The 12,485-nt window shown below is 66.9% G+C and carries 10 protein-coding genes; 5 read left to right on the top strand and 5 right to left on the bottom strand.

What is annotated here, in order from left to right; genetic code table 11:
* Positions 1 to 5: 5 nt before the first annotated feature.
* The 3 genes from H4O11_RS00590 to rpoE all read right to left on the bottom strand — a co-directional run bounded on the left by H4O11_RS00590 (position 6) and on the right by rpoE (position 3,108).
* Positions 6 to 1,562, bottom strand: coding sequence for a DegQ family serine endoprotease (locus H4O11_RS00590; protein WP_246333246.1), 1,557 nt, complete (start codon positions 1,560 to 1,562; stop codon positions 6 to 8).
* Between the two features lie 83 nt (positions 1,563 to 1,645).
* Positions 1,646 to 2,491: a sigma-E factor negative regulatory protein gene (locus tag H4O11_RS00585; protein ID WP_182337486.1), complete on the bottom strand. Its 846-nt coding sequence runs from the start codon at positions 2,489 to 2,491 to the stop codon at positions 1,646 to 1,648.
* Entirely contained in the window at positions 2,488 to 3,108 is a 621-nt protein-coding gene (gene rpoE / locus H4O11_RS00580; protein ID WP_182337485.1) for an RNA polymerase sigma factor RpoE, read from the bottom strand. Before rpoE ends, H4O11_RS00585 begins: the two co-directional genes overlap by 4 nt.
* Before the next feature lie 248 nt (positions 3,109 to 3,356).
* Here rpoE and H4O11_RS00575 point away from each other — a divergent pair, with 248 nt between their 5' ends.
* Positions 3,357 to 5,420, top strand: coding sequence for a 3-hydroxyacyl-CoA dehydrogenase NAD-binding domain-containing protein (locus tag H4O11_RS00575; protein WP_182337484.1), 2,064 nt, complete (start codon positions 3,357 to 3,359; stop codon positions 5,418 to 5,420).
* Positions 5,421 to 5,743: 323 nt separating this feature from the next.
* Here the strand turns inward: H4O11_RS00575 and H4O11_RS19480 are convergent, their stop codons facing one another.
* Both H4O11_RS19480 and H4O11_RS00565 read right to left on the bottom strand, forming a co-directional pair.
* Complete coding sequence (locus tag H4O11_RS19480; RefSeq protein ID WP_343042775.1) at positions 5,744 to 5,974, bottom strand: 30S ribosomal protein THX; 231 nt, start codon at positions 5,972 to 5,974, stop codon at positions 5,744 to 5,746.
* Positions 5,975 to 6,038: 64 nt separating this feature from the next.
* Complete coding sequence (locus H4O11_RS00565) at positions 6,039 to 6,452, bottom strand: MerC domain-containing protein (RefSeq protein ID WP_182337482.1); 414 nt, start codon at positions 6,450 to 6,452, stop codon at positions 6,039 to 6,041.
* Positions 6,453 to 6,606: 154 nt separating this feature from the next.
* On the opposite strand from H4O11_RS00565, the gene H4O11_RS00560 reads away from it, so the two are divergent.
* The 4 genes from H4O11_RS00560 to H4O11_RS00545 all read left to right on the top strand — a co-directional run bounded on the left by H4O11_RS00560 (position 6,607) and on the right by H4O11_RS00545 (position 12,484).
* Positions 6,607 to 8,793 (top strand): TonB-dependent receptor, encoded by a 2,187-nt coding sequence (locus tag H4O11_RS00560; protein ID WP_182337481.1) that lies wholly within the window; start codon positions 6,607 to 6,609, stop codon positions 8,791 to 8,793.
* Between the two features lie 125 nt (positions 8,794 to 8,918).
* Positions 8,919 to 10,145: an MFS transporter gene (locus H4O11_RS00555; RefSeq protein WP_182337480.1), complete on the top strand. Its 1,227-nt coding sequence runs from the start codon at positions 8,919 to 8,921 to the stop codon at positions 10,143 to 10,145.
* Between the two features lie 87 nt (positions 10,146 to 10,232).
* Positions 10,233 to 10,799, top strand: coding sequence for a TetR/AcrR family transcriptional regulator (locus tag H4O11_RS00550; RefSeq protein ID WP_182337479.1), 567 nt, complete (start codon positions 10,233 to 10,235; stop codon positions 10,797 to 10,799).
* Positions 10,796 to 12,484 (top strand): MFS transporter, encoded by a 1,689-nt coding sequence (locus H4O11_RS00545; RefSeq protein WP_182337478.1) that lies wholly within the window; start codon positions 10,796 to 10,798, stop codon positions 12,482 to 12,484. The genes H4O11_RS00550 and H4O11_RS00545 overlap by 4 nt, the downstream gene beginning before the upstream one ends.
* Position 12,485: the final 1 nt, after the last annotated feature.

Here is a 12,485-nt window from a genome sequence, read left to right as displayed (position 1 = left end):
CCTCGTCAGTCGCCGGTCTTCACCGCCACGAAGGCGCTGCTGCCACCGGTGCGGACCAGCAGCATCACCACGTCGCCCTTTTTGTAGCCACCCAGCGCGCGGTTGAGCGCATCCACGCTACCCACCGCCGTGCGTCCAACCTGCAGGATCACCATGCCCGGCGACAGCCGGGCATCCCGCGCGGCCTGCCCGTTGACCCGGGTCACCCGCACGCCTTCGCCCGATTCCAGCCCCAACTGCTTGCGCTGGGGGGCGGTCAGGTCAGCCACTTCCAGCCCCAGCAGGGCATTGGCTCCGGTCTGCGGCACGGCATCCTCACTCGCCGCGGCTGGGCGGTTGGCGGCGGCCTGCGCATCCTCGGCCAGTTCGGTCAGGGTGGCACCCAGCTCGCGCTCCTTGCCGTCGCGGACCAGGCCGATACGCACCTTGCTGCCCGGCGGCAGCGCGCCGATCAGCGGCGGCAGGTCGCTGAAGGAATTGACTGCCGTGCCGTTGACCGAGCGGATCACGTCACCGACCTGCACCCCGGCCTTCGCCGCCGCGCTGCCTTCGACAACCTCGTTGACCAGTGCGCCGCGGCTGTCCGGCAGCCCCAGCGCCTGGGCGTTGAGCGAATCGATCTGCTGTACCACCGCGCCCAGCTGGCCACGGCTGACCCGGCCGGTTTTCTTGATCTGCTCGACCGCGCCCATGGCCAGATCGATCGGGATCGCGAAGCTGATGCCCATGTAGCCGCCGGAAGCGGAGAATATCTGGGAGTTGATGCCAACCACCTCGCCGCGCGTATTCAACAGCGGTCCACCGGAATTGCCCTGGTTGATCGCTACGTCGGTCTGGATGAAGGGTACGTAGCGCTGTTCGGCGCCGCCGGTGCTGCGACCGACCGCGCTGACCACGCCGGCGGTGACCGAATGGTCCAGGCCGAACGGCGAGCCGATCGCGACCACCCATTGGCCCGGCTTGAGTGAGTTGGAATCCCCTACGCGAACGGTCGGCAGGTTTTTCGCGTCGATCTTCAGCAGCGCGACGTCGTACTGCTGGTCGCTGCCGACCACCTTGGCAGTGAACTCGCGGCGGTCGCCCAGCTTGACCTTCACCTCGGCGGCATCGGCCACCACGTGGTGGTTGGTCAGCACGTAACCGTCGGCGGAAATGATGAAACCCGAGCCCATGCCCCGCCCCTTGATGCTGGGACCGCCATCATCGTCGCCCGGACCGCCCGGACCACCCGGCCCGGGCATGCCGAACTCGGGGCCGAAGAAGCGTCGGAAGATCTCCGGTATCTCGTCCTGGCTGGGGCCCATGCCACCGCGGGCCTGGCGGTTGTTGCGCACGATGGTGGTCTCGATGTTGACCACGCCGGGACCGACCTGGTCGACCAGGTTGGTGAAATCCGGCAGGCCGCTGACCAGCGGCTGCGCTGGCGCATGCGGCGAGGCAGCGGCTGGCTGTGTCGTGGCGGCCTGCGGTGCGGGCGACGGCGACTGTGCACAGGCAGCCAGCGGCAGCGTCATCGCCAACAGGCCCAGCGCCTGCATGCGGAACGAACGTGGGAGCAGCATCATCGGATCAAAACCTCCGGACAAATCAGGGGATTACATGGGGGAACAGACAACGGGCAACGGCGGCCGCGCGCAGGGGCGGATCAGTCGTTGCGCCCCTGCTCCTGCGGATCGTCGTCCTGCAGGCGTGGTTCGAAAGGATAGAAGGCACCCTGCGGCGCGCTGGCGGGGTAGCTCGCATTGAGCGCTCCGCCTGCCGTCGCGCCCATGCTGGAGCGCGGCCACGGCCGGGCCTGCAGCGCCCCGACATCACCGAACGGCAGGGCCGGTTGGCTGGTCGACGGCACGGTCGGAGTCAACGGCACGGCAACTGCGGCCACCGCCCTTTCCGGCTGCCCGCTGCGTTGCGCGGCGCGCGCGGCCTGCTGGCTGCGCGTCGCACTGGCACGGCGTTCACCCGCTTCCTGCCGGCGGCTGGCCACGGCTACTGCGGCCGCAGGCACGCTGGCCACCAGCGCCACTCCCGGCGCCGCCTCGGCCACCGTAGCGGGCGTGGGCGTGGGCAGCTCGGCCTGGCTGGCGATCACCTGGATCGGCGCGTCCGCTTCCGGTGCGCTGGAGTCCAGCGACTGGCGCCCCATGAACAGTGCCACCGCCGCCACCGATGCAGCCAATGCCGCACCGCCCCCCCAGCGACGCCAGCCCACGCGGATATCGCGCCGTGGCGCCGCCTGCGGCGCGGGCGCGGACGCCACAAGAGCCGATACGCGGGCGGCGAAATCCGCCGGCGCGGGAGCCACCGCCTGCCCACGCATGGCATCGCCGAGCAATTGCCAACGTTCCTGGCAGGCCTGCAGTTCCGGGTCATGCTGCAGGCGGCGCAGCAGGAAGCGCGCCTCGTCGCTGGCAAGTTCGCCATCGACCAGCGCCGACAACTGCTGGCGGTAATGCAGTTCCATCTTGTCCATGGGTTGTTCGTTGTTGTTCATACGCGGCTCTTCTCGCGGGTAGCGCTGCCAACGTCCAGCAGCGGCCGAAGCTCGGTGTCGATCGCCTCGCGGGCACGGAAGATCCGCGAACGCACGGTGCCGATCGGGCACCCCATCTTCTGCGCGATTTCCTCATAACTCAGGCCTTCCACCTCGCGCAGGGAGATGGCAAGACGCAGCTCTTCCGGCAGCGCGGCGACTGCCTTCATCACGGTGTTTTCCAGCTCCTGCCGCATCAGCTGGCATTCCGGCGTGTCGGTATCGCGCAGCCGGCTGCCGGTGTCGTACTGCTCGGCATCGCCGATGTCGACGTCATCGGTCGGTGGGCGCCGGTTGTTCGCGGCCAGGTGGTTCTTCGCTGTATTCACGGCAATCCTGTGCAACCAGGTTGAGAATTGGGCGTCGCCGCGGAAACTGTTGATCGCGCGGTAGGCGCGGATGAACGTGTCCTGGGCGACGTCCTGGCATTCACTCCAGTCGGCGATGTAGCGTCCGACCAGGGACACGACCCGATGCTGGTGCTTGCGCACCAGGACATCGAATGCCGCGCTCTCGCCGCGCTGCACGCGCCGGACCAGTTCCAGGTCCAGCTCCTGTGGTGTTTCAACCTCGGCCATGCGGGGCCGCACTCCTGTCAGCCCAACCGTTGTCGGGCAATGAGACTGCCAATCCCGGGAAAAGTTCAGTGCCTCGCAGACAGGCACCGCACCAGCTTTTAACCAACGTTCCGTTAACGTACGTGCTCACGCGATGAAACCCTCCAGGTGAACCCGCCCACGCCCTTCCCCAGCTATTGGGATTTGACGTAACGGAAACAACCTCTGGATCATAGCCGCTTATCCATACACAACCGGATGGAATGTCCATGCTCTCAGGCTTCGATGGGCTCCGCTTCGCACACTGGCACCCGGAAATCCGCGACGACGGGGTCGTGGTGCTCACCCTCGACCGGCAGGATGCCAACGTCAATGCGATGTCCCAGGACGTCCTGCTCGAGCTGGGCGACCTGATCGAGCGCATTGCCATCGATCCACCCAAGGGAGTGGTCATCCAGTCGGCGAAGAAGGCGGGTTTCATCGCCGGCGCCGACCTGAAGGAATTCCAGGAATTCGATCGCCGCGGCACCGTCAACGACGCGATCCGCCGGGGACAGGTCACCTACCAGAAGCTGGCCGAGCTCCCCTGCCCCACCGTGGCCGCGATCCATGGCCATTGCCTGGGCGGCGGCACCGAGCTGGCGCTGGCCTGTCGCTACCGGGTTGCATCCAACGACGGCAGCACCCGCATCGGCCTGCCGGAAACCCAACTGGGCATCTTCCCTGGCTGGGGCGGCAGCGCACGCCTGCCACGGCTGGTCGGTGCCCCGGCAGCCATGGACATGATGCTGACCGGCCGCACGTTGTCCGCCTCGGCAGCGCGCAGCATCGGCCTGGTCGACAAGGTGGTGGCGCCGGCCCTGGTGCTGGACACCGCCGTGGCGCTCGCGCTGAAGGGCACCACCCGTCCCTTCAAGCAGCGCGCCACCGCCTGGGCCACCAATACCTGGCCGGCACGCAGGCTGCTGGCCCCGCAGATGGCCAAGCAGGTGGCGCGCAAGGCAAAGAAGGAGCACTACCCGGCGCCCTACGCATTGATCGACACCTGGCAGCGCAGTGGCGGCAGGCCGATACAGGCGCGGCTGGACGCCGAGCGCCGCGCGGTGGTGAAACTGGCCAGCACGCCGACGGCGCGCAACCTGATCCGCATCTTCTTCCTGACCGAGCGCCTGAAAGGCCTGGGCCATGGCCCGCATGGGATCGAGCACGTCCACGTGGTCGGCGCCGGCGTGATGGGCGGCGACATCGCGGCGTGGGCGGCCTACAAGGGTTTCAACATAACCCTGCAGGACCGTGAGCAACGTTTCATCGATCCGGCCATGCAGCGCGCGCAGGCCTTGTTTGCCAAGAAAGTGAAAGACGAGGGCAAGCGTCCGGCCGTAGCCGCGCGGCTGCAGGCTGACCTGGCCGGTGACGGCGCGGCACGCGCGGACCTGGTGATCGAAGCGATCATCGAGAACCCACAGGCCAAGCGCGACCTGTACCAGACGCTGGAGCCGACGATGAAGGCCGATGCGCTGCTGACCACCAATACCTCATCCATTCCACTGCTGGAGCTGCGCGACCACATCCAGCGCCCGGCGCAGTTCGCTGGGCTGCACTATTTCAATCCGGTGGCGCAGATGCCGCTGGTGGAGATCATCCACCACGATGGAATGGCAGCGGAAACCGAACGCCGCCTGGCGGCATTCTGCAAGGCGCTGGGCAAATTCCCGGTACCAGTGGCGGGCACGCCGGGTTTCCTGGTCAATCGCGTGCTGTTCCCGTACATGCTGGAGGCCGCCACCGCATACGCCGAAGGCATTCCTGGACCGGTGATCGACAAGGCTGCGGTGAAGTTCGGCATGCCGATGGGACCGATCGAACTGCTCGACACCGTGGGCCTGGACGTGGCCGCCGGTGTCGGCGAAGAGCTGGCACCGTTCCTGGGCCTGCAGATTCCGGCCGCCCTGCAGACGGTGGAACAGGGCAAGCGCGGCAAGAAAGACGGCCAGGGCATCTACGCCTGGGAGAACGGCCGGGCGAAGAAGCCGGAGGTAGCCAAGGATTACCAGGCCCCGGGCGACCTGGAGGACCGGTTGATCCTGCCGCTGCTCAACGAGGCGGTGGCATGCCTGCATGATGGCGTGGTGGCCGATGCGGACCTGCTGGATGCGGGCGTGATCTTCGGTACCGGGTTCGCCCCTTTCCGCGGCGGTCCGGTCCAGTACATCCGTGCCACGGGAGCTGATGCGCTGGTGGAGCGCTTGAAGGTGTTGCAGCAGCGTCACGGAGATCGCTTCGCCCCGCGCCCGGGCTGGGACAATCCGGTGCTGCGCGAAGCAGTGGTTTAACTGCGCGGCCTCTTCGTCCATGGGGCCGGCGCGGGAGGAAAAGGCAGGAAACGCGGCGCCGGGCGCCGCGTTTTCGTATGCCGCGGGGCGGCGAGGGCCGGCGATCAGCGGGCCTTGGCGATGGCCTCCAGGCCGCCTCGAAGACGCCGATCCCCGATCAGGGGACGACCAGCTGCACGGCCTGGGTCTCGATCACGTTGTGCGCCGCGTCGGCCAGTTCCACGCTCACGTGATGACCAGTGAAATGTCGGGATGGCGCCATCACCGAACAAAAAAAAACGCGGCGCCAGGCGCCGCGTTCTTCGTCTGCCGCCGGCCTGCGATCAGCTGGCCTTGGCGACGGCCTTCTTGGCAACGGCCTTCTTTGCCGGGGCCTTGGCCACGGTCTTCTTGGCGACCGGAGCAGCGGCGCCGACGGCGACCTTGCTCACGGTATGCGAGCGGGCATTGCCGTAGCTGGCGTTGTAGCGCTTGCCCTTGGCGGTCTTGCGGTCACCCTTACCCATGTCTTGAACTCCTAAGCTATGTTGATTCTGGTTACCCCGTGCTGGCACGGGTTCGGCGGGGCCGCCTTGCTGGACGCCCCCGCGCACGATCAGAAAGCCTACCACGACGGCTTCAATGCGCGCAGCTGGCGTCGTGTACGTGGCCGTGGTTGAGGCGCAGGTTGACCAGATGGGCAACGCCCACCAGCAGCCCGCCCAGGGTCATTACAACCGCATGCGGCACCGGGTCGTGGTGCAACGGGTCGTACAGCACCCCGGTCCACAGTGCGACCAGGCCCGGAATCAGGAATGCCAGCGCGCGCAAGGCACCATGCCGACGGTACCCCCATACCAGGCTGAACAGTCCAAGCAGCGTCACGAACACCACCAGCGCCTGCTCGACACCGTCGCCCAACCACACCGACAGGCCCAGCGACGGCGCGGCCGCCAGTACCACGGGGATCACCGCACAGTGCACGGCGCACAGCAATGAGCCGGTGGCACCAAAACGGTCCAGGAGATGGCGGAGGCGATGGATCAGGGGCATGACTTCCAGCAGGGTCGGCGAAGCGTTATGGAATAATATAACATCCCTACCGTACCCGCACGGCCTGTTTCCGTCAGTGCCTCTCTCCCACTGTTCATCGATGGGATTCGTGCGGCCTTATATTGATACGTTATAACAATCCATTGGACCCCTCATGACTCCTGCCCGCTTCCCCCGCCCGCACGCCCTCGCCCTGGCACTCGCTGCCGCCCTCGTGCCGGGCATCGCATTGGCCGACGATGCGTCTTCGCCGCGCGACCGTCACTTGACCGAACTCTCGCAGGTAACGGTCACCGCCTCGCCACTGCAGGGCGACGCCGAATCCTTGGCGCGCCCGGTCGAGGTCCTGTCCGGTGAGCGCCTGGACGAAGCGAAGGCCGGCACGCTGGGCGACACCGTGGCCAAGCTGCCCGGCGTGCAGAGCACGTACTTCGGCCCCGGCGTGGGCCGGCCGATCATCCGCGGCCAGGAAGGTCCTCGCGTGCAGGTGCTGTCCAACGGCATCGGCAACATGGACGCCTCCACGGTCAGCGCCGACCACGCCACCAGCATCGAGCCATTCCTGGCCGATCAGATCGAAGTCCTCAAGGGCCCGGCGACCCTGCTGTTCGGCAGCGGTGCGATCGGCGGTGCGGTCAACGTGGTCGATGGCCGCATTGCCAGCGAACTGCCGGATCGCCCGCTGAGCGGTCGCGCCGAAGTGCGTGGCAACAGCGTCAACGACGAGCGCAGCGGCATGTTCCGGCTGGATGGCGTCAACGGCAACTGGGTACTGCACGTGGACGGCCTGGTGCGCAATGGCGATGACTACCGCATTCCCGGCTATGCGGTGGTCGATGCACTGGAAGATCACGACCATGACCACGCCGGCGACGACGCCGACGAGCCGCGTCGCGGACGCCTGGACAACAGCTCCATCCGTACCCGCGCCGGTGGCGCCGGCGCCACCTGGCTCGGCGATGGCGGCTACTTCGGCCTGTCCGCCAGCACCTACCGTACCAACTACGGCATCCCCAATGGCGCGCACGTGCATGCCGACGGAGATGATCATGACCACGACCATGATCACGGCGAAGAAGAGGAAGAAGGCGACGAGCACGACGTGCGGATCGACATGGTGCAGAACCGGTTCGAGTTCAAGGGCGGCATCTACGATCCGGTCTCGTTCCTGAAGAACATCACCCTGCGCGCCGGCTATACCGATTACGAGCACACCGAACTGGAAGCCGGCACGCCGGCCACCCGCTTCACCAACCGCGGCATCGAAGGCCGCCTGGAAGCGGTGCAGAACGAAGTCGCCGGTTGGAACGGCGCCTTCGGCCTGCAGTTCGGCAACAGTGATTTCGGTGCAAAGGGCGAAGAAGCCTTCGTGCCTGATACCGGCACCGAAAACCTGGGCCTGTTCGTGCTGCAGGAGAAGCAGTTCGGTCCGTTCAAGCTGGAACTCGGTGCACGCCACGACCAGGTCAAGCTCGACCCGACCGGTGATTACCAGCGCCGCAAGTTCGATGCCACCAACCTGTCGGCAGCCGGTATCTGGAAGCTTACCGACGGCGTGGACCTGCGGTTCGGCGTGGACAGTTCCGAACGCGCACCGACCAACGAAGAGCTCTACGCGGCAGGCGCGCACATCGCCACGCGTTCGATCGAACTGGGCGACGCCAGCCTGAAGACCGAGCGCGGCCAGCGCATCGAACTGGGCATCCATACCCACAGCGAGCGCGTGGACTTCTCCGCGTCGATCTACCAGACCAAGTTCAAGGACTTCATCTACCTGGCCGACACCGGGGTGGTGGAAAGCCTGCCGGTGCGGCTGTGGGCGCAGCAGGACGCCACCTTCAAGGGCGCGGAAGCCGAGGCGCTGGTGCATCTGTTCGAGGGCAAGGCTGGCGACTGGGACCTGCGCGTGTTTGGCGATTACGTCAAGGCCGAGCTGGATGGAAGCGGCAGCCGCAGCGTCGACATCGCCGTGCCGCATGGTGACCACGCGCACAACTACACCGTTGAACTGGCCAACACCGGTTACCTGCCGCGCATCTCGCCGGCACGCGTTGGCGCCGACCTGCGCTGGGCGAAGGACGGCTGGCGCGCCTCGGTGGGTGCGGTGCGCTACAGCAGCCAGAAGGACACCGCACAGAACGAGGAGCCGAGCGATGGCTACACGCTGGTGGACGCACACTTCGCCTACCGCTGGGACCGCACCGACAGCAACAGCTACGAGGTGTTCCTGGACGGCAACAACCTGACCAACCGCGAAGTGCGCCCGCACACCTCCCTGCTGCGCGATTATTCGCCACTGCCGGGCCGCGGCGTGGCATTCGGCATCCGCGCGTACTTCTGATCCGCGGCAGCCAGCGCCGGATGAGGAGGGCTGGCGACCGCAGGTCGTCATTCCTCCCCTGCCTGGTTGCCGGCCGACGACCCGCCGCTACCGGGATGCGCCGGTAGCGGCATATAGTGCGGTCGATGAGCAACGCACCCACTCCACGCCTGCCCTGGGGCATCCTGCTGGCCGCCTCCGGCATCCTGATGATCACCATGGCCGCGCGCCAGACCACCGGCCTGTTCGTCGAGCCGATCCACCGCGACACCGGCATCAGCATCGTCGACATCAGTTTCGCGCTGGCCATCGGCCAGTTCGTGTGGGGCGCAGTGCAGCCAGTATTCGGCGCCCTCGCCGATCAACGTGGTCCGCTGCCGGTGCTGGTTGCCGGCGGCATGCTGTTGGCGGCGGGACTGGCACTCTCTCCACTGCTTCCCGGCGCGTGGGGCCTGGGCCTCAGCCTGGGCCTGATGATGGCCGCCGGTGCGGGCGCAGGCAGCTTCTCGGTGCTTATCGGCGCTACCGCCCATCGCCTGCCTGTCGAGCGGCGTTCGTTCGCCGCCGGCCTCATCAATGCAGGCGGTTCGTTGGGGCAGTTCGTGTTCGCGCCCATCCTCCAGGTTGTCATCAGCACTGCAGGGTGGGCCCGCGCGATGGTGCTGATGGCCGTGGCGTCATTGCTGACGCTGCCGCTGGCCTGGCCACTGCGGCGTCGCGCCGGCGACCATGCGCCCAGCACCGATGGCGGCGAAGATGGGCTGCGGGCGCAACTGCGCATGGCATTGCGCGAACCGAGCTACTGGTACCTGCACCTGGGCTTCTTCACCTGTGGCCTGCATATCGCCTTTCTGGTAACGCACTTGCCCGGCGAGATTGCATTGTGTGGATTGTCTCCCACGGTATCTTCCACTTCCATCGCGCTCATCGGCCTGTTCAACGTTGCCGGCAGCCTGATGATGGGCTACCTGGGGCAGCGCTATCGGATGAAGCTGTTGCTGGCAGCGCTGTACGCCAGCCGCGCACTGATGATCGGCCTGTACCTGGCGGCACCGCCTACCGCGCTCACCTTCTACGTCTTCGCCGCCGCGCTGGGCTTTACCTGGCTGGCTACCGTGCCACCGACAGCCGGCCTGGTCGGCAAGTTGTTCGGGCCGCGCTATCTCGGCACGCTGTTCGGGCTGACATTGCTGTCGCACCAGATCGGCGGATTCTTCGGTGCCTGGCTGGGCGGGGTGGTACTGGCCAACACCGGCAACTACATGGTGATGTGGTACCTCGACATCGGGCTGGCGTGGATCGCTGCCGTGGTGCATTTCCCGATCCGCGAACAGGCACCCCGGCAGGGGCCTGCCGCCGCCGTCACGCCCTGAGGACAAAACCTGCTGCGCTGTGACGCGACGGCAGGCATGGCGCAGACGCCGCTCGCCTTACGGACATTTTTGTCCGAAAATAGCCTGATGACCTCACTTCGCGCAGATGCGGCTGCCCGCCGCGCCCTGATCCTCGACGCCGCCGACCATGTATTCGGCCAACATGGCGTGACCGCACCGCTGGACCTGGTGGTAGAACGTGCGCAGGTCGGGCGGGCGACGCTGTATCGCAATTTCCCGGACCGCGCTGCACTCATCGAGGCCCTGCTGCAACGGACCGTCGACCGCATCCGCCGCCACGTCGCCGAGCTCGGCGAACGTGACGATGCCTTGTTCGAACTGCTGCAGGACATGGCGCGGCGGATCATCGACTCGCCAGCACTGGCCGATTACTGGCGCGCCGTGCACCCCGACGACCCCACGGTGAAAGTAGCCCGGGAAACGGTCCGCGGGCTGCTGGAGGCCCCGATCCAGCGTGCGATCGCCGCCGGCCTTTGCCGTCCGGACCTGTCCTCCACGGATATTTCACTGATTTCCGGCATGCTGGGGGCAGCCCTGCGCGGCAAGACCCGCGACGAACGTGCGGTGTTGGCGCGCCGCGCGTTGCAATTGCTGCGCGGAGGACTGCAGGGGAATCTCGGCGCGGAGGCGTGATGTCGCAATACCTCAAGCCCATCCCGGACTGGGAGGATCACGAAAAGCCCACCATTCCGGGTGGTGCATCGATGCCGTGGCATCCGCCGCATCGGCGCGCGGCCTATGCGCTGGTGTCGTTGCTGGTGGCGATCACCGGCGGCCTTGGCACCGCGCTGGTCACCGCCAACCTGCCGTTCCTGCAGGGACAACTGGGGCTGACACCCACCCAGGGCAGTTGGCTGGTGTCGGCCTATGCCATGGTCAACGTCACCGTCAACCTGCTTGCCTTCAAGTTCCGCCAGCAGTTCGGCATCCGCCTGTTCGCCGAGATCGGGCTGGGCCTGTACGCCGTACTGGCGCTGCTGCACCTGGCCGTGGGCAGTTTCGAGACCACCCTGATGATGCGCGCCGCCAGTGGATTCGCGGGTGCGGCCTGTACCACGCTGGGAACGCTGTACATGCTGCAGGCGGCACCGAGACGTTACACGGGCAACATGCTGGTGATCGGCGTCGGGCTGTCCCAGCTGGCGGTACCGATCGCCTGGCTGGTGTCGCCCGGGCTGACCGGAACCGGCCAGTGGCACCTGCTGTATCAGTTCGAAGGCGGCCTGGCGCTGTGCGCGTTCGCGGCCGTGGTGCTGTTGAAGCTGCCGCCGGGCGTGCAGATCAAAGTCTTCGAACCGCTGGATTTCCTGACCTTCCTGCTGCTGGCGCCTGCCGTGGGCCTGCTGGTGGTGGTGCTGGCACAGGGCTACACGCGCTGGTGGCTGGACACCCCATGGCTGGGCTGGGCACTGGTGGCCTCGATCGCCCTGGCCACGACGGCGTTCATACTCGAGCATTACCGCCGCAATCCCCTGCTGCAGACACGCTGGCTGGCCAGCCTGCCGGTGCTGCACTTCCTGGTCGGCGCGTTCCTGCTGCGGTTCCTGACCACCGAACAATCCTACGGCGTGGTCGGCCTGATGCGCACCCTCGGCATGGGCCCGGACCAGATGCGGCCGTTGTTCGCGGTGATCCTGGCCGGCGTGGTCACCGGCATCGCCGCCACCGCCCTGACCTTCTCGCCCAAACGGCTGATCCCGCAACTGTTGATGGCGATCCTGCTGCTCGGAAGCGCGGCGATTCTCGATCAGAACCGCACCAGCCTGGACCGTCCCCACGACTTCTACGCCAGCCAGTTCCTGGCGTCGGTCGGCGCGGGGATGTTCATGGGTCCACTGATCCTGCTCGGCATCACCGCTGCGCTGAAGCAGGGCGTGGACCACCTCATCACCTTCCTGGTCACCCTGTCGATCACCCAGACCCTCGGCGGCCTGGCTGGATCGGCGATGCTGGGCACCTTCCAGCTGCATCGCGAACAGCTGTATTCCAGCGCGCTGGTCAGCCAGCTGGATCCTGCCGATCCGGTGGTGGCGCAACGGCTGCGGCTGCAACAGCAGCTCTATGCAGCGCAGGTAACCGACCCGGTACTGCGCAGCGCGCAGGGCACCGCGCAACTGGCCCAGGTCACGCGACGCGAAGCGAACGTACGCGGGTTCAATGATGTGTTCAGCCTCAGCGGGTGGCTGGCCCTGTGCTTCCTGGGCTGGCTGCTGCTGTTGAGCACCCGCACTGCACTGCTGAAGCTGTGGCACAAACACCATCCGGCCTCTCCCTTGCCTGCCACGCAGCCGCCTCCGGCCGCCACCTCCTCCCGCTGAG

Source organism: Stenotrophomonas tumulicola (assembly GCF_014117215.1).
GTDB lineage: Bacteria > Pseudomonadota > Gammaproteobacteria > Xanthomonadales > Xanthomonadaceae > Stenotrophomonas > Stenotrophomonas tumulicola.
The sequence above is the reverse complement of the archived record's forward strand: the minus strand, read 5'-3'. Positions and strand labels throughout refer to the sequence as shown.

Coding starts and splice junctions, on each gene's coding strand:
- H4O11_RS00555 (WP_182337480.1), top strand. CDS start 8,919: ATGAGCAACGCACCCACTCCACGCCTGCCCTGGGGCATCCTGCTGGCC.
- H4O11_RS00560 (WP_182337481.1), top strand. CDS start 6,607: ATGACTCCTGCCCGCTTCCCCCGCCCGCACGCCCTCGCCCTGGCACTC.
- H4O11_RS00585 (WP_182337486.1), bottom strand. CDS start 2,491: ATGAACAACAACGAACAACCCATGGACAAGATGGAACTGCATTACCGC.
- rpoE (WP_182337485.1), bottom strand. CDS start 3,108: ATGGCCGAGGTTGAAACACCACAGGAGCTGGACCTGGAACTGGTCCGG.
- H4O11_RS00550 (WP_182337479.1), top strand. CDS start 10,233: ATGACCTCACTTCGCGCAGATGCGGCTGCCCGCCGCGCCCTGATCCTC.
- H4O11_RS00575 (WP_182337484.1), top strand. CDS start 3,357: ATGCTCTCAGGCTTCGATGGGCTCCGCTTCGCACACTGGCACCCGGAA.
- H4O11_RS00565 (WP_182337482.1), bottom strand. CDS start 6,452: ATGCCCCTGATCCATCGCCTCCGCCATCTCCTGGACCGTTTTGGTGCC.
- H4O11_RS00590 (WP_246333246.1), bottom strand. CDS start 1,562: ATGCTGCTCCCACGTTCGTTCCGCATGCAGGCGCTGGGCCTGTTGGCG.